Origin of the sequence: Streptomyces sp. F001, from assembly GCF_004187715.1 — a bacterium.
Classification (GTDB): domain Bacteria; phylum Actinomycetota; class Actinomycetes; order Streptomycetales; family Streptomycetaceae; genus Streptomyces; species Streptomyces flavusporus.
Window position 1 is genome coordinate 908,806 of the sequence record NZ_QZWF01000002.1, and the last position, 16,036, is coordinate 924,841.

Annotated in this window: 16 protein-coding genes and 2 pseudogenes; 3 read left to right on the plus strand and 15 right to left on the minus strand. The window is 68.1% G+C overall.

All coding sequences use genetic code 11. The annotated features are described in order from the left end of the window. Positions 1–100: 100 nt before the first annotated feature. The 5 genes and pseudogenes from StrepF001_RS11680 to StrepF001_RS11700 all read right to left on the minus strand — a co-directional run. Complete coding sequence (locus StrepF001_RS11680; RefSeq protein ID WP_129798188.1) at positions 101–424, minus strand: hypothetical protein; 324 nt, start codon at positions 422–424, stop codon at positions 101–103. 339 nt (positions 425–763) lie between these two features. Beyond that, complete coding sequence (locus StrepF001_RS11685) at positions 764–1,615, minus strand: NmrA/HSCARG family protein (RefSeq protein ID WP_129798443.1); 852 nt, start codon at positions 1,613–1,615, stop codon at positions 764–766. A gap of 66 nt (positions 1,616–1,681) precedes the next feature. Beyond that, a protein-coding gene (locus StrepF001_RS11690; RefSeq protein ID WP_240797404.1) for an IS3 family transposase occupies positions 1,682–2,934 on the minus strand; the annotation gives its coding sequence in 2 pieces (ribosomal slippage) (positions 1,682–2,652 and positions 2,652–2,934; 1,254 coding nt in all). Positions 2,935–3,056: 122 nt separating this feature from the next. Next, positions 3,057–3,410, minus strand: coding sequence for a carboxymuconolactone decarboxylase family protein (locus StrepF001_RS11695; RefSeq protein ID WP_129798189.1), 354 nt, complete (start codon positions 3,408–3,410; stop codon positions 3,057–3,059). Positions 3,411–4,261: 851 nt separating this feature from the next. Continuing rightward, positions 4,262–4,634 (minus strand): annotated as a pseudogene (locus tag StrepF001_RS11700) (transposase); the annotation flags it as partial. A 398-nt stretch (positions 4,635–5,032) separates the two neighbouring features. Here StrepF001_RS11700 and StrepF001_RS50030 point away from each other — a divergent pair. Together StrepF001_RS50030 and StrepF001_RS50035 are read left to right on the plus strand one after the other, a co-directional pair. Continuing rightward, positions 5,033–6,385 (plus strand): PAS domain S-box protein, encoded by a 1,353-nt coding sequence (locus tag StrepF001_RS50030; protein WP_346656930.1) that lies wholly within the window; start codon positions 5,033–5,035, stop codon positions 6,383–6,385. Positions 6,386–6,430: 45 nt separating this feature from the next. After that, entirely contained in the window at positions 6,431–7,615 is a 1,185-nt protein-coding gene (locus tag StrepF001_RS50035) for an ATP-binding SpoIIE family protein phosphatase (RefSeq protein ID WP_346656920.1), read from the plus strand. Positions 7,616–8,217: 602 nt separating this feature from the next. Here StrepF001_RS50035 and StrepF001_RS11710 read toward each other — a convergent pair. From StrepF001_RS11710 to StrepF001_RS11735, 7 genes and pseudogenes are all read right to left on the minus strand, one after another. After that, on the minus strand, positions 8,218–9,024 hold the full coding sequence (locus StrepF001_RS11710; RefSeq protein WP_240797405.1) for an alpha/beta hydrolase: 807 nt from the start codon (positions 9,022–9,024) through the stop codon (positions 8,218–8,220). A 442-nt stretch (positions 9,025–9,466) separates the two neighbouring features. Further along, on the minus strand, positions 9,467–10,417 hold the full coding sequence (locus tag StrepF001_RS11715; RefSeq protein ID WP_129798191.1) for an alpha/beta hydrolase: 951 nt from the start codon (positions 10,415–10,417) through the stop codon (positions 9,467–9,469). Further along, positions 10,417–10,695 (minus strand): hypothetical protein, encoded by a 279-nt coding sequence (locus StrepF001_RS11720; RefSeq protein ID WP_129798192.1) that lies wholly within the window; start codon positions 10,693–10,695, stop codon positions 10,417–10,419. Before StrepF001_RS11720 ends, StrepF001_RS11715 begins: the two co-directional genes overlap by 1 nt. A gap of 8 nt (positions 10,696–10,703) precedes the next feature. Beyond that, on the minus strand, positions 10,704–11,024 hold the full coding sequence (locus StrepF001_RS11725) for a transposase domain-containing protein (protein ID WP_129798193.1): 321 nt from the start codon (positions 11,022–11,024) through the stop codon (positions 10,704–10,706). A gap of 211 nt (positions 11,025–11,235) precedes the next feature. Continuing rightward, entirely contained in the window at positions 11,236–11,499 is a 264-nt protein-coding gene (locus StrepF001_RS45530; RefSeq protein ID WP_165396228.1) for an IS3 family transposase, read from the minus strand. A 2-nt stretch (positions 11,500–11,501) separates the two neighbouring features. After that, positions 11,502–11,642 (minus strand): hypothetical protein, encoded by a 141-nt coding sequence (locus StrepF001_RS45535; RefSeq protein WP_165396229.1) that lies wholly within the window; start codon positions 11,640–11,642, stop codon positions 11,502–11,504. 38 nt (positions 11,643–11,680) lie between these two features. Continuing rightward, positions 11,681–12,013, minus strand: a pseudogene (locus StrepF001_RS11735) (transposase); the annotation flags it as partial. An 83-nt stretch (positions 12,014–12,096) separates the two neighbouring features. Here StrepF001_RS11735 and StrepF001_RS46330 point away from each other — a divergent pair. Next, the gene (locus StrepF001_RS46330) at positions 12,097–13,428 is read left to right on the plus strand and encodes a hypothetical protein (RefSeq protein WP_240797406.1); all 1,332 of its coding nucleotides are present in this window, start codon (positions 12,097–12,099) and stop codon (positions 13,426–13,428) included. 310 nt (positions 13,429–13,738) lie between these two features. On the opposite strand, the gene StrepF001_RS11745 is transcribed toward StrepF001_RS46330, so the two are convergent. The 3 genes from StrepF001_RS11745 to StrepF001_RS11755 form a co-directional block, all read right to left on the minus strand. Then, positions 13,739–13,933, minus strand: coding sequence for a hypothetical protein (locus StrepF001_RS11745; protein WP_106416989.1), 195 nt, complete (start codon positions 13,931–13,933; stop codon positions 13,739–13,741). Positions 13,934–14,013: 80 nt separating this feature from the next. Next, a complete protein-coding gene (locus StrepF001_RS11750) occupies positions 14,014–15,339 on the minus strand; it encodes an IS1634 family transposase (protein WP_206306817.1) in 1,326 nt (441 codons plus the stop codon). Between the two features lie 351 nt (positions 15,340–15,690). After that, a complete protein-coding gene (locus tag StrepF001_RS11755) occupies positions 15,691–16,014 on the minus strand; it encodes a hypothetical protein (RefSeq protein ID WP_129798196.1) in 324 nt (107 codons plus the stop codon). Positions 16,015–16,036 lie beyond the last annotated feature (22 nt).

A 16,036-nucleotide genomic window follows, 5' to 3' on the forward strand; every position in this document is an offset into this window, starting at 1 on the left:
TCGGCCGTAAGCCGACGTGACAGCGCCAAGCCTGATTCTTTTGCCGCGTTCGCCACGAGTCTCCACCGCCCCTCTGTCCCGGCGTCCCGATCTCCAACTCCTAGACCGAGAGGGCCCGGAAAATGTGACACTCGGCAAAGAAAATTGCCTTACCGGCACAGCAACAGGGACCCTGCATCTCGATCAGCTCGGCCTTGAACATTCCGTTCAGCGCCTCGGCGAGCCTTTCCCTTGGACACCTGCGGCGCGAAAGGAGGGCGTCGGTGAGGAAGACCTCGTGGCACATTCCCTCGTTCAGGTCCAACAACGACAACTGGGCGCCCGGGTGCGGGCATTCGTGCCGCACGGTGGTCCGGGTGCCGTCCGGGTAGCCGTCCAGGCCGACCATGCCGGTCAGCTCGGCGACCTGCGCACCGTGGCGCAAGGAGCCGCCCTGTTCCAGCGCGAGGTGCCGGATCTGCTCGAGCAGGGCCCGGATCGCACGGCGGACCAGCTCGGTGACGGGTGTCCGACGGAAAAGCAGGCGCGCATCCCGGGTGAGCGCAGGGCATGTATGTGGTGCAGGAACGCTTTCGCGCCTCCGGCGCTGTCGGTGCGAGCCGATAGACACTTTTCAGTTTCGCTGCCCCCCTGTCTGACAGTCCGCTTCATGGAAGCGCGAGGTTGTCATTGTGAAATCCCGTCGCAATATCGCCGCGATGCGGTGTGCCTTGTGGTGGGCGCGGCCGGAGGCCCCGGTGCCGAGGGGGTGAGCGCCTCGGGCTCAGTGGGTGGCGGCGAACGCCTGTTGCGTCCAGTCGGCGAAGCTGGTCCAGGCGATTTCCGGATGAGCCGTATGCAGAGCTGGGATGTCGACGCGGTATCCAGGTCCGTTGAGGAACGCCCACATCGCGTGCATGTCGGGGTTGCCGATCGCCTCCAGCGGTACGTACTCGTGCCGGACTGCCCGCCCCAAGGACGCGCTCAGTGCGGCTGCCATCTGGGCGGGGGTGGGGGCATCGCTGGCGAGCTCGATACGCTGCCCCAGGTAGGGGGCGGGGTTGAGCAGCACCCCGGCCGCAAACGCGCCATGGTCGGTGCGGGCAAGCTGCTGCAACGGCCTGTCGGAGGGGAGCGGCAGGTCAAGCACCCCGCTGAGGATGCGTTCCGTTCCGCCGAGGGCGTTGTCGAAGAAGTACGTCGGTCCCAGGATCGTATGAGGCACATCGCCGGAGGCCAGTACGGCTTCGATGCGGGCCTTGCTGTCGAAATGCGGTACGCCGCTCTGCTGGTCAGCCCCGGCCACCGAGCTGAACACCAAATGAGGTACGCGCTTCTCGCCGGCGGCAGCCAGGATTGCCTCCCCCTGGGCCACCTCGGCGTCCGTGCCGGCCTCGAAGGGCGTGGTGTAGGCGAAGACTCCCGCGACCCCGTCCATCGCTGCGGCGAGGGATCCGCGATCACTCAAGGAACCCGCCACAACGTCGACGCCCTGACTGGCCAGTTGGCGCGCAGCCTTGTGCTCGGGATTCCGTACCATCGCCCGTACCTCGGCGCCGCGACCCAACAACGCGTCGGTCACGGCCTTACCCTGTCCGCCGGTCGCGGCAAGTACCAGAATCGGCTTATCAACCATCGAATAACTCCCTCGGTTTGGGTACACAGAAATGAACTGTGAACCGCCCCGGGTTCGATAGAGATCTCAGTTGGTGGCTGTGAGCTGGGGTTTCGTGGTTGCTCGGTAGTAGTTGGCTTCGTATTCGGCGGGTGGGATGTGCCCTATCTCACCGTGGAGCCGGCGGTGGTTGTACCAGTCGACCCATTCGGCGGTGGCAAGTTCGACGTGCGAGAGCGTCTTCCAGGGCCGCTGCGGTTTGATGACCTCGGTCTTGTACAGGCCGATCGTCGACTCCATCAGCGCGTTGTCGTACGCGTCGCCGACCGAGCCGATGGAGGCCGCGATCTGGGCCGCATCGAGGTGTTCTGCAAGGCGGAACGACGTGTATTGCGACCCGGCATCGGAGTGGTGAACCAGCTCGCCGGGGATGGGTGGGCGGCCTTCGCGGTCGCGCTGCCACAGGCCCATGTCCAGTGCGTCCAGGACGAGTTGGGTCTCCTTCGACATCGACGCGGACCAGCCGACGATGCGGCGGGAGAAGGTGTCCACGACGAACGCGACATAGACGACGCCCGCCCAGGCGGCGACATGCGTGAAGTCGGCGACCCAGGTGCGGTTGGGGGCAGGGGCGACGAAGTTGCGGTCGACGCGGTCCGGGGCCCGCCCGGCGGCCGGGTCCGGGAGGGTGGTGATCACCTTCTTGCCGCGCACCGCGCCGGCGATGCCGATCTCGCGCATCAGGCGTTCGACGGTGCAGCGGGCCACGTCATGGCCCTGCCGGTTCAGTTGCCGCCAGATCTTCCGGGCCCCGTATACGCGGTAGTTGGTCTCATGGACCTCCTTGATCAGAGTCTTGAGTCCCTCGTCCCGCACCGATCGCGGCGAGGGCGACGTGAGGCGCTTCTTGCAGGCGTAGTAGGTGGAGAGGGCGATCTTGCAGCCGTGCTGGGTCAGCACGCGGCAGATCGGCTCGACACCGCCGAAGCGGTCCCGGTGCTCGTCGATGAACGCTACGAGCGTGTGTGTGGCCGGTCGAGCTCGGCCGCGAAGAAACTCGCCGCGGCCTTCAGGATCTCGTTGGCCCGCCTGAGTTCGGCGATCTCCTTCTTCATCGCCTTGATCTGCGCGGACTCCTCCGTCGTCGTCCCCGGACGCTGCCCGGAGTCGATCTGGTCCTGGCGGACCCACTTGCGCAGCGTCTCGCGCGAGCCGATGCCCAGCTTCGTCATGACCGCGTTGATCGCGGCGGACTCGGTCGGGTAGTCACCGCGGACCTCGGCGACCATGCGCACCGCGCGCTTGCGCAGCTCAGGCGGGTAGGAGGAGGGACGTGCCATGACTCTGATCCTTACACGGAATCGAGTCTCCATTCGAACCGGGGCGGTTCACTGTCAGTGGCGACACCAACCGTATCCGCAGGTGGCAGCCGACAGGCGCAGCCTCGGCCGCAGCTTTGTATTTACGCGTCAGGGGTGTCGCCGCTCTCGGCCTGGTCGAAGAACTTCATCGCCATGAAGCCGTGGGCGTAGCTTCCGCCTGCGCGCAGCGCTGCCGCGACCATGACGGTCTCGGCCAGTTCCTGCTGGGTTGCGCCTGCGGCGTGTGCGGACTTGGTATGTGCCTCGATGCAGTACGGGCATTGGGTGGTCAGTGCCACGGCCACAGCCATCAGTTCGGTGTACTTCGGCGGGATGACCTTGTCACTGCCACGCATAACCTGTGCGTCCCAGGCCACGAATGCCTTGAAGGCCGCAGGGGCGCCGGCGCGGATGTGCTTGGCGTACTGGTGGTCGGTGTGCTCGTGGTAGGACATGATGCGCTCCTGTGCATTGAGCTCAGGGCTGTGGAACGCGTTCGCGTTCCGCAGTCGGCTGGTGTGTGGGAGTGGACGTGACCGGTCAGCGATGCGTAGTGGACGGCGGGTCTCCGTGTTGCCGGAACGCACCATGTTCTTGCCGAATATGAAGGCAACTCCGACGCGGTCGGCGTGGGGGAAATACTCCAGGGATCGCCCACAGCGTCCCAGTGCCCGTTGCCATTGATCTGTCCGACGAAGTAGCCGTCGGCCTTGAGCGCGAGCCTGACCGATGTGGAGGGGAACGGCCTGAGTGAGGAAAGCCTGTCGAGTTGGTCGCGGCATCTGCCCGGCAGGCCGCCGAAGCACGAGGCGGGCGGTGGGAACTGCAGCGGCGGCCATCGCGCACCTCAGTGGCGAGCGGAGGTTGGTTCCGCTCGTCAATGCGGGCCTAGTGGTCACGATGTGTCCTTGTGGATATGCGTCATGGGCCATCGCCGACTTGTACGGCGGGCGGCTGTTGCTGTCGTCAAGACATGACCGCCCACCCTGGCCGGGTGTGACATCCGTACTCGTGGACGAGGGAGGCCGTCAGAGCCTTGCGAGGACGGAGGGCATCCGCGGCGTCACGAGGCTGTCGCCGAAAGAACCTCGACCACCATGTGCATGTGATGCCCGTCCAGGGCGAATACGAGGCCCGCGGGCGCGCCTGCCGTGAGCGCCCGGACCGGGCCGCGCCGTGTGACGTGCAGCGGCACGGGTGGCCGTGGGACGGAGCGCGCTCGGGGCGTGGCGACGGTGGGCGGGCCGAGCGCGGTGCCGGGGGCACCATGGGGGACGGCATGTCGGATCCGGATCTCTCAGGCCGGCGAGATGACCATCTCCTCCATGCCGGTCAGACGCTTCTGCCGCTTCTTGACGATCTTCGGCTCGAAGGTGCCGTCCCGGTCCCGGCGTACGGCTGTCTCCACCGACCCGTTTGCCGTTGCGCGAGTTGCCGCCGTTCCCGCTCACAGGATCGTGCTTGCCATGGCCGAGAGGGTTGGTGATCTCATCTTCGAGGGCGGACTCCAGCAGCCTGTTGGTCAGCTGCTGCAGCAGCCCGCCGTCACCGGTCAGCTGCAGGTCCTCGGTCTCGACGCGGCTCACCAGCTCGTCGATCAGCCGGCCGTCCACGGCCTTCGCGGGCACAGCCGCTGCCGACTCGCCGGCCTCGTGCCCGGCCACGCTCTCACTGGTCATCGATGCACCTTCCATGATCGGGAGTTGCACCGAACGATCGGCTCCGATCCGTGTCCGGCAGTAACGCTCTGCGATGACTCGCGGGACGGGCTCGGCACCCTCCCGTGTCGCTGGGAGTGACGATATGAATGTGGGCACGCCATGCCGTTCGTCGCCTGAACCGCATCCGGACGGCTTCACCCGCTGGCATTACGGACGGTGAGTGCAACTGCTCTGAGTCACCACGTGGGCTGGAGTCGAACGATGTGCACTGTCCGTCCTGGCAGCGTCACTGGCTGGCCTGCCCCTGTCACAAAGCCGGGTCTGATCTGGTCATGCATGCAACAAGAGGGGCAAATCGACATCCGAGCCTCAGGTCGCTGGCCCTCCCAGACACCCGAGGAGAGCACTTGACGACCATGACCAGCCTCGGCGCAGTGACACTCGGCAAGCAGTTGAACGCGTCTGACATATCCGACACGGCAATCGCGCTGCTCGATGAGCAGGGGACCGTCGCCGGGTGGACACAGACCGCCGAACGGCTCGTCGGATACTCCGCCGGGGACGTCGTGGGCCGGTCCGCCGCGCTCGTCCTGCCGGCCTTCGAGGAAGCCGCGACGACATCGGCCTTCGTCGAGCAGTGCCGTACCGAGAACGGCTGGCCGGGGGCCCAGGCGCTGCGCCACCGGGACGGCCGTGTACTCGACGTCAGTCTGCGGCTCACGATGCTGCGCGGTCAGGATGGAACAACGCGATGGCTCGCTTCCATGACCGGCACCGGCCCGCTGTCCGAGGACGGGATGGACGGATCGGTGAGGGGGCCCCTCCTCGCTCGTGAGCCGATTGGTGTCGCCATTCGTGACCGGCAGCTGCGGTGCACCTTCGTCAACGACGTCGCTGAGAGCCACGACGGCCTTCCCGGTGCCCGGCGGCTCGGGCGTCGACATACCGATGTACGGCCCCGTTCCCATGCCGAGACACTGGAGGCGGTGATGCGGCAGGTCCTCCAGAACGGTGCGACCAAGGTTCACGAGTACCGGACGTATCTGCCGACGAGCCAGGGCCCGGAGCACCAGTTCGCGGCTTCGTTCCAGTGCCTCCAGGGCGCCGACGGGGCAGCGCTGGGGGTGTGCGTCATCAGCGCCGACGTCACCGCCAACCGGCAGACGCGTGAGCGCCTCGCCGTCCTCGGCCAGGCCAGTGCGCGTCTGGGCAGCACGCTGGATGTGATGCAGGTCAGCCAGGAGCTGGCCGACGTCGCCGTACCTCTGGTCGCCGACTACGTCGCCGTGGACCTGGAGCAGTCGGTCTCGTTCGGGGAGGGGCCCCCGGTCCGCATCGGCGCGACGGGCAAGCGCTTCCCCGCTTTCCGGCGGGCGGGCCTGGCCTCGATCCGCCAGGGCGTGCCGGAGTCCCCCTGGGTGCGCGGTGAGCCAGTCGACGTGCCTCCCACTTCCCCCTTTGCCGCCGCTCTGCATGCCGGGCAGTCTCGCCTGGAGCCGGTCCTGGACACCGCTCCGGGCACATGGGTCGACGAGGTACCGGCACTGGCGCACAGGGTCCGCGAGAGCGGCATGCATTCGATCATGGTCGTACCCATCCGTACACGGCGCGCCCTGCTGGGCATGGCGCTGTTCGTCCGCACAGAGAATCCCGTGCCGTTCCATGAGGCCGATCTGCTCCTGGCCGAAGAGCTCGTCAACCGGGCCGCGCAGGCGTTGGACAACGCCCGTCAGTACGCTCGCAAGCACACCGCCGCCCTCACGCTGTAACGCAGTCTGCTGCCCCGCCGGTTGAGGGGCGGCACGGCGGTCGAGGTGGCGTCGCGCTACCTGCCCGCGGACGTGGACCACTGCGTCGGCGGCGACTGGTTCGACGTGATCCCGCTGTCCGGCGCCCGGGTGGCGCTCGTCGTCGGCGACGTGGTCGGGCACGGCCTGCACGCCGCCGCGACCATGGGCAGGCTCCGCACCGCCGTCCACACCCTCGCCAGCATGGAACTGCCCCCTGACGAACTGCTGGGTCACCTCGACGACACGGTTCAACGACTGGCCGAGGAAGACTGCGATCTTCCGGACGAGATCTCCGCGGTGTCGGGCGCCACCTGCCTGTACGCCGTCTACGATCCCGCCACCCGCCGGTGCGCCATGGCATCGGCCGGGCACCCCCCGCCCGCGATCATCGACCCGGAAGACCGGGTCACGTACCTCGACCTTCCCACCGGAGCTCCCCTGGGTGTCGGCCTGGGGGACCCGTTCGAGTCCGTGGAACTGGAACTGGCCGAAGAAAGTGTGCTCGCCCTCTACACCGACGGCCTGATCGAGACCCGCGGCCATGACATCGAAGAGGGAATGCGCCGACTGGGCAGCGCCCTCGCACAGCCGGGCCGATCCTTGGAAGAACGCTGCGACATCGCAACGCAGACCCTTCCTGACCAGGCGCCATGCGACGACGTCACGCTCCTCCTCGTCCGGACCCGCTCCCTCAGCCCGAGCCGGGTGGCCTCCTGGACACTGCCCGCTGACCAGGACGTCGTCCGCAGCGCCCGCAATCTTGCAGCATGCCAACTGACGGAGTGGGGACTGGAAGGTCTTGAGAACGCCACAAAACTGATCGTCAGCGAACTCGCCACCAATGCCCTGCGCCACGGCACCGGCCAGATCGGGCTGCGGTTCGTCCGGCACCAAGTCCTGACCGTCGAAGTGTCCGACACCGAGGCCTTCGCCCCGCCTCCGCCTCGCCCCCGCCCCACGGACGAGAACGGCCGCGGCCTCTTCCTCGTCGCCAAGCTGTCCCGCAGATGGGGCTCCCGCTCGACGCCGGGCGGCAAGGTCGTCTGGGCCGAGCTGGACCTCCCCCGCACCTCAGGCCCTGATCGGCGAGTGCCTGAGGCGAGCCCACCGACTTCACGGGGCGGCTTCGCGGCGGCGTTGGACACGCCTTCGACGTACTTTGTGTCGCTGGCGCCCTCGGACGGACTTCGCCACCAGGCAGAGGGCTGAAAGGGTGATCGACGCTTTCACTCGTGGCTGAGTGTCGGGAATCTCCGCCCACGCGGTCGGCGCGGCCTCAGCCTCGACAGCTTCAGCTTGTACGCCACGGGCTCGAAGACCGGGCTGTCCTCGTCCGTGCTCGCGATGAGCCGTGGCCGGTCCCCTCGGCCTCCCAGACCCTCGCCGTAGCGGTCATGTACAACCGGCGCACCGCCGGAATCCGGCTCTGGTCGTGAACGGCTGCCCAGGCCGCCACCGCCGGCTGCCGATGCGTCGCACCCCCGCCACCGGTGCACTCACCTACTACCGGCCTGTCGGCGTCGCACGTCGGCAGTGCTTCTCACCGGGCACACCCCATGGAGCTCCGCGCCATGTCCCATCGCCTCGCGACCTGCGGCGTCGCCTCTTGGGCGGATGACTCGGCATCCCCGACCCGCACTTGTTGCTTCGCGGTCAGACGTGAGGAGGTCGGACTGGATGAGAACCACGGTCGCACCTGAGCGGCCGTCCGGGCCGCACGCCGACCGCGGACGTTCAAAGGAGACTGGTGGCAGCTGACGACGAACGGGCGGGGCGGCGCCTTCGCCGCCCCGCCCTGCTGAGTGTGCTGGTCAGCGGACCGTCCGGGCCGCCTTCTCGATGATGTTGGTGACGGCGCCCGGGTGGGACACGGTCACCGCGTGGGAGGACTTGATCTCCTTGATCTGGGCATTGGCGCGCTTGGCCATGTAGACCTGAGCATCCCGGGGGATGATCTTGTCATTGGTGCCCACCAGGGCCCAGGTAGGGATGGTCTTCCAGGCAGGATCACCAGCAGGTTCGTTGAGGGCAGTGCCGGTCCCCGGACGCTGGGTGACCGCCATCAGCTCAGCGGTGTCCTCGGGGACATCCGCACCGAACGCCTGGGGGAACTTGGCCTGGTCGATGTAGAGGTCGACGTCCTGGGAGCCGTCAGGCTTGGTGATCGGGACGGGTCGCAGAACATCGTTGATGACGCTGCCCGGGAACTTGCTCGCCAGTTCATTGGAGCTCTCGCCCTTTTCGAGCAGGAAGCCGTCGGCGACCACCAGTGCCTTGACGTTGTCGGCGCCGTGGGCAGCGTTGCTGATCACCGCTCCGCCGTAGGAGTGCCCGACGAGAACCACCGGCCCGTCGATGCTGTCCACCACGCTCCTGACGGAGGCGGCGTCGCTGCTCAGACTGCGCAGGTGGTTGGCCGCGGTCACCACCGGGTAGCCGTCCTCTTTCAGCCTCTTGATGACGCCGTTCCAGCTGGAGGAGTCGGCGAACGCGCCGTGCACGAGCACGACGGTCGGCTTGCCCTCTGAGGTGGTGCGCTTGGGGGTGGTGCTCTTGGCGGCGCTCGCCGAGCCGACCGTCGTGGCAAGGATGGCGGTGGCGACCGTCGCCGAGGCCATGAGCGCGAGAGGTGTGCGGGCACGCCGAATTCGCGAATGACGATGCATGAAAAGCCCTTTCGAGGCAGGGGTTTCAGTCATGTCCGTGCAGGTGGACCTGACCGCATTGCGGCAGCTGGTTGCCGCAAGTCATGGAGAGGCAGACCGTGAGCGGCAAGCGGGAACATGTCCCGCCTTGCCGGGAGCGGGCTACGGCCGAGGGGCGGCTCAGTGAATCGATCGGGTTCGACAGTCCCCTGTGCGGGTTGGCAGGGTGCCGAGCGACCGCACTGACCGGCTTGCCCACAGTGCTTATCTGCCTGTGGGGTGGTGAAGAGTGGAGGAAGTGGATGATCGTTGTTCTGAGCTGCGAGGTCCACGCGCACGAGCGGCCGAGGTGGTGAACAACTTCGTTGCTGCGGGTCCGTCAGGTGCCGCGGCTGGGCTGAGCAGCGCAGTACGTTCAGTTGCTGCGGAGGGCGGTGCGCAGGGTGTGAATGGCTTGCTCCATCGCAGCAGTTGTGGCCTGCGTGGGCCGGAGGGGGTTGAGCATCATGAAGTCGTGCAGGATGCCGTTGTAGCGGATGCTCGTCGTGGGAACACCGGCCTGGGTCAGCTTGCGGGCGTAGGCCTCACCCTCGTCCCGCAGCACGTCGTTCTCGTCGACGATGACGAACGCGGGCGGCAGGCCCTGAAGCTCCTCCAGGCTCGCTCGCAGCGGCGAGGCGGTGATCTCCGCCCGCTGGGCGGGATCGGTGGTGTAGCAGTCCCAGAACCAGGCCATGCCCTTCGCCGTGAGGAAGGGCCCGTCCGCGAACTCCCGGTAGCTCTCGGTGTCCTGGGCCGCGTCCGTGACGGGGTAGTACAGCGACTGGTGTACGAAGGTCACGTCGCCGCGCTGCTTGGCCATGATGGCCAGTGCCGCGGTCATGTTGCCGCCGACGGAATCGCCGGCCACCGCCAGACGTGAAGCGTCCAGACCTTCCTCGGCACCCTTCGCAGTGATCCATCGAGCAGTCGCGTACGCCTGCTCGATGGCGACCGGGTACTTGGCCTCCGGCGAACGGTCGTACTCGACGAACACGACGGCGGCATTCGCCCCGACGGCCAGCTCGCGCACCAGACGGTCATGCGTGCCGGCGTTGCCGAGGACCCAGCCGCCGCCGTGCACGTAGAGGACGACTGGCAGAGTGCCCTCGACATCGACGGGCTTGACGATACGTACCTGCACATCGCCGACCTCGGCGGGCACTGTGATCCACTTCTCCTGCACATCCAGCTTCTGCACCGGCTCTGCCTGCAGGTCGTCCAGGACCTTCCGGGCACCTTCCGGGCCGAGCTCATACAGGAACGGCGGGTTGGCCGTCGCATCCGCAAGCTCCTGCGCCGCGGGCTCAAGAACGGGCTTAGTCATCACTGCGCTCCTTGGGTCAGTAGGCTCGCGCCTGCTTTTACCCTTATGACAGACAACCTGCCCAAGGTGTGACATACGCCGAAGGCAGATGAGACAGGCAACGCTGATTTCCGACCAGGGCCCCATACCGCCTCGAGCACGGCCCGCGTCCCGCTGGCGATCAGCATGAGCACCCGGATCTGCGGATAGCGCCCGGAGCCGAAGCGGCCGCGCGGCGGTGCGCCGAACGCCTTCCGGTTGGCCGGGGTGTCGGCCACGTCCAGGCGGGTGCCGTCCACCGACACCTTCAGCAGTGCCAGGTCGCATCCGAAGGCCGACATCCCCGGGGCGCCGGATCGCCATGAGGGCCGCGCAGACGCCGGAACAGGTCCCTGAGCGGAGCAGGGCCGAGCCGGCGGCGGGCCTGAACCGCGGCCGCGGTCGAGGGGATCCGCAGTGCTCCGGCCCGCAACTGCTCCTTGAGCTGCTGGAACAGCATCCGCAGCACCTCGGGATAGCCGGCGGCCGGGCACAGCCACAGAGCGAGGACGAAGTACAACGTTACGCGGGTCGGCAGGGCACGCACCCGCCGTTCCCGGCGCCCGCAGTCGGCGATCACCTGATCCACGAGGCGGGAGACAGCAACTGCGGCAGGGCTCCCAGACCGAGATCATCTAAAGGATGAGGGGAACCCCGACGGCTTCAGCCTCACTCGGGCAGCGGGAACGGTGGCAGGATGAGCAGACACGGGAGCCTCGGCACGGACGCGGTCTTCTTGGTCGAAACCCAGTCCCGCCGGGGCTCCTGCATGCCGTCAATCCCCCGAAAGGGCGGCTGACTTACCGGCGTTGGGACATGGCAGCGACCCAGAGCTGGTCAGGCCGATCGGCGGTGAACTTGCGGTCGGCCAGGTCCGGCAGCCGCGGTGCAGTCGGCTCTGGGATCGTGGTGCGACGACGCTGCCCGCGGATGACGCCCTCGATCCCGAGCTCGGCCATCAGCCGCTCCACCGTGCACCGTGCGACCTCGACGCCCTTGCGCTTGAGCGCGCGGGTGATCCGCCGGGCCCCGTAGGTGGCCCCCGACTCGTCGTGAACCTGCACGATCAGAGGGACCAACTGCTCGTCGCGCAGTGGCGGGCCGGCTTCGACCGCTTCCAGCGCGCATAGTAGGCGGACTCGGACAGCTCCAGCACCCGGCAGACGAACCCGGCCCCGAGGCCCATGCCCTTGAGGTGCTCGATCACCTGGTCGGCCTCGCCCGGGGACGGTCGAGTTCGGCCGCAAAAAACGCGCTCGCGGCCTTGAGAATCTCATTCGCCCACATCAACTCGGCATTCTCCCTGCGGAGTTGTTTCAGCTCCTCCTGCTCGGCGCTGGTCAGGCGGTCGTCGCGTTCACCGGCGTCCGCCTCGGCCCGGCAGACCCAGTTCCGCAGGACCTCCTTGTGGATGCCCAAGTCGCGTGCGACGTGCGCGACAGGACGGCCGGCGGAGCCCCGGCAGGTGACAGCGCGGGCCAGGGCTGTCGGCGGTGAACCGGCACTCGAAGGTGAAGGGGCGTCCGGCTCACCGCCGCGCCCGAGGTGCGGGCAACCGCCGTTCCCGACGGGCACCATGCGCCGAAGCCGGCCGCGTACGGCATCGACGATGCCGGCTTCGGCCAAGGGCGCTGTCAGTGGTGTTCCTTAGGCTGCCTGGCATGGCCCGTTTTCCGGAAACGATGGGGGTAAGGGTGCGCAGGCCGGTCGAGGGCGAAGTACACGTTCACTACGGTCAGATCTACGTCGAGAGCGCCCCGGACAGCTACGGCCCGGACCTCGCGGAAGCGTTCGCCGGACAGAGCGCAGGCCTGTGCGGGGCGGCGATACCCGGTGCCCTGTGGCTGAACACCGGCCTGCACACCGGCAACGTCGGCTTCACCGTCGAGGTCCACGACCAGGCCCCGTCGCTGGATGCGGACTGGGAGGACGTCGTCGAGGTGTCCTTCCGCCCGGCCTCGGGCCGCAGCGTGCTCATGCAGTGGGCGGGCGAAGCCTGTTGGGAACTGGGCCTGGAGGAGGCCGACTACCGTGTGCGCTACTTGGCCAAAGGCATGGACCAGGCGAACAGACGGGACACCCGGCTGCACGACGAGCCCCGACTGGACAGCTACCTCCTGCAGTTCTGGCCCGCCCCGCCGAAGCCCGACCGCGTCCTGAAGCAGACCTCGCAGATCGCCGCCTACTGGCACGACTACGCCCGCCGGCAGCCGCCTGCTCCCACACCCGCCGAACGCGCCGAGGCCGAACACCAGGCCCGCCTCGCGCAGGAACAAGCAGAACAACAACGCCGGCTCGCCCACGAACGATGGAAATGGGGCGGACAGCTGCCGAGCCAGGCTCTGCGCACCGTCGGCGGCAACGTCCGCGGCCTGCTCGATTTCGACCCCGCCCTCCTCCACGCCATCGACGCCGCCGGCCCCGCAACCCAGCGCACGGTGGCCCTGCTCGCGGCCCGCCGCGCCTGCGAGGCGGCCGGTCTCACCGATCTCGACTGGATAGCCGACGCGCTCACCGCCCTGACCGAGGGCCGTCCGCTGCCGGCGCCCTTCGACGACCCCGCCCGCATGTGGCAGACCCTGAACCGTGACCCGCGTGTCCCGCACCGGACTATCGGCCAGGCCATCGCGCCGAAACGGCCCCCTTTCCAGCCGCCCGCATCCCCGCCGGTGCAGGAGCCCATGCCGAAACCCCGGCAGGCGTCGTCGCCGGCCGTGGTGGGCCCCGCAGCCTCCGCGATGAAGTCGCCGAGCCCGCCCCCACCGCCGTCCGCCGGCTCGGCTGCCCATGCCATGGCGGTCGTCATCGGCGCGCCGGATCCGGCCCTGCGGGTGTCGCAGCCGCACATGGCCCTTCCCGCGCTGACCGGCGCGGCCGGAGCCGACCCGCTCCAGGCGGCCTTCGATGCGGTGTACGCGGCCGTGGTCACCTACGGCGAGAACTACCCGGAACTCCTCCAGGAGGTCTGGTCGGCGTGCCGGCCCCGCCCGTAGACCCGGCACTCCTGCTGTGCAGCGGGCCGCAGGACGCCGCGGAGGATCCGGCTGCGGCGCCCTTGCGGCCCGTGGACAGGTACAGGCCGTCTGTGGTGCAGGTCCGCAAGGTGGCGGGTGTGGTGGACGCGTCCGCCTGGGCGGTCGTCCATGTGGTGCCACAGCGCTTTCACCCACCGAATGCTGAAGAATTTACCTAAATCCTATTGACTCGTGACATATCTCGTGCATTGTGATTAATAGACCACAACACCGAAAGAGTCACAAAGTCGGTGAGGACGTCTAGTCCCGGACTTCGCGGGTCACCGTTTCAGGTCTGTGGCCAGCGGGTTTGGCCGATGTCGGTGTCAAGGAGGTCGAGGAGGTGGAGTTGGACGCCGCGGGTGATCTGGACGGTGGGCGGGTCGGTGACGTTGCCGATCCGCAGGGTGAGTTCGCCGAGGTGGTAGAAGATCATGCGGCCGGTGGGGCGGACGCGGCGGTTGTCGGGGTAGAGGCCGCTCATGGTCTGCTCGGGGCCGAGCGCCCGTCTGACCTGCCGCTCGATGAGGCAGAAGACCAGCAGGGCCAGGCAGATGACCTGGATCAGGGCGCAACGGCGGCCAGGTTGTGCTGCACGAAGACCGGCGCGACCGCGAGCGGGCCCTTGAAGTCGTGGTATCTGCGTTCGACCGCGCCCTGGCCCTTGTAGTGGATCAGAATCTGCCCGGCGTCCGCCTGGTCGGCGGGGACGGACGTCAGCAGTGCGTACCAGCCGTCGACCACGGCTTCGGCCTTCAGCACGCTGGTGTCGAAGTGCCAGGCCAGGACCGGGGTGCCGTCCTCGTTGTCGGTGACGGTCCAGCGCAGGCAGGAGGTGACACGGCGCTTGGCGGCGATGACACCGATCCGGGCGACGATCTTCTCCCGGGTCCTGTAGTGGCGCCCGCCAGCCGCAGCGGTGAGCTTGTTCAGGTCCTCTGCGGCCTTGGCCAGGCGTTTGTCCCGGGCGGCTTGCTGGCCGGCGGCGTTCGCGGTGGAGTGGACCAGGATCCGCCGGACGGTGAGCGGCGGATCGCTCTTGCGGGGCCCGGTCAGGGTGTGGGTGTCCTCCAGCACGCGGTAGGTCTCGCGCTGCCCGGCGGGCTTGCTCGCCTCCCGGTCCGGCGTCCAGTCCACGACGGTGGCCTGCGCGAGATCGAGGGCGGCATAGACCTCGTCCTTGACCTGCGCGGCCGGGGCCGGGGCGATGAAGTGGACCCCGGCCGCCAGCAGGGCACTGACGTTGGAGTAGGACACCAGCTTGGAGTCGGCGACCATCAGGAAGTCGCGTTCGCCGGCCATGGTCCGCAGGTCCTTCATCGCGCCGACGACCTGGCTGACCTCGGCCGCCCCGCCCCCGAAGACCCGGGCATGGAGCGGGATGCCGCCGTCGGCCGACACTGCGAGTCCGGCCTGGACCTGCTTCAGATCGAAGCGCCGGTCCTTGGGATGCCCGTAGCCGCTCAGCGGGTAGTCCTCGTCCTGGCCCTCGGCCGGGAAGGCCCCGTGCACGGACATGCTGGTCATGTCCCAGTGCATCCGCGCCACATCGACCCCGAACCCACCGATCGCCCGTGCCCCGACCGTGCCCGCGATGTGCTCCAGGTGCGGAGCGACCGCATCCAGTGCCCGGGCCAGACGGTCATCGTTGAGCAGACCGGGCTCGATCCCGAAGACCTCCTCCACCGCCCAGCACCTGGCCCAGTCCTCCACCCGCACCAGCGGCGCGGGCGACGTCAGCCGGTTGGCCACCAACGCCTCGATCACCTGCCCGTGCGTCACCAGCGCACTCGCGCCACCAGGACACACCTCGTCGACGATCCCGGCGACATCCAGCCGGCGCAGAAACTCGGCAGCGACAGGCAGAGCGCCCAGACGCTTCTCCACCACGGACGTCACCGCCACTTCAAGGCGCTGACGCTGAGACCGTGGCCGCGGGGACCAGGAAGTCATCGACACACCCCACCCAACGCCACACCACCGGCCCGGGACACCCCCGGACCGGTCACACCATACGAATCAACGACCCGCGAAGTACGGGTCTAGTCGGCGGAGTGACTTGGACAGGATGTGGTTCAGGCCCCCGGCAAGCCGGCGCGACACCGAGGCAACAGTGACGACTGAAGCTTCAGGACACGCGCAGCACTACCGGGGACTGTTTTGCCCTCGGAGTCTTCGCGCGGGCCTGGCCACGTGCGAAGGCTTTACCACGCCCAAGCCTGTCCCGTGCGGCCGGATCGGTCACACTGCATCGATGTCGGGCTGGATCTCCACGGTGAAGGCCGCGTCCTCGGGGCCGTCGCCTTCCTCGCTCTTCCAGACGATCACGCGCACGTGCCTCTGTCCGGTGCCGCGCACCTCCCACTCGGTCACCAGGTCGGTGACGACGAGGGCGGCGACGTACTCGGCGGTTTCTTTGGGATCATCGGTGATGATGGTCCCTCGCCACCGCTCGGGATGGCCGCTGTAAGGGCGCCAGCCCTGCGAGCCGTGCGGCTCGTCGACCCGGTACACCCAGCCCTTCTCGGTGCCATGGCACCGATCCTTCCACTCAAGGAGCATCACCCCCGCATCGGATCGACACTGC

What these genes read in the sequence shown, in the direction of transcription:
- StrepF001_RS50030 (WP_346656930.1), top strand. Translation starts at nt 5,033, where the DNA reads ATGACCAGCCTCGGCGCAGTGACACTCGGCAAGCAGTTGAACGCGTCT.
- StrepF001_RS11685 (WP_129798443.1), bottom strand. Translation starts at nt 1,615, where the DNA reads ATGGTTGATAAGCCGATTCTGGTACTTGCCGCGACCGGCGGACAGGGT.
- StrepF001_RS11695 (WP_129798189.1), bottom strand. Translation starts at nt 3,410, where the DNA reads ATGTCCTACCACGAGCACACCGACCACCAGTACGCCAAGCACATCCGC.
- StrepF001_RS11745 (WP_106416989.1), bottom strand. Translation starts at nt 13,933, where the DNA reads ATGAGCGGCCTCTACCCCGACAACCGCCGCGTCCGCCCCACCGGCCGC.
- StrepF001_RS11710 (WP_240797405.1), bottom strand. Translation starts at nt 9,024, where the DNA reads ATGGCCTCGGCGACGGTCGCCACCGCCATCCTTGCCACGACGGTCGGC.
- StrepF001_RS46330 (WP_240797406.1), top strand. Translation starts at nt 12,097, where the DNA reads ATGGCCCGTTTTCCGGAAACGATGGGGGTAAGGGTGCGCAGGCCGGTC.
- StrepF001_RS11715 (WP_129798191.1), bottom strand. Translation starts at nt 10,417, where the DNA reads ATGACTAAGCCCGTTCTTGAGCCCGCGGCGCAGGAGCTTGCGGATGCG.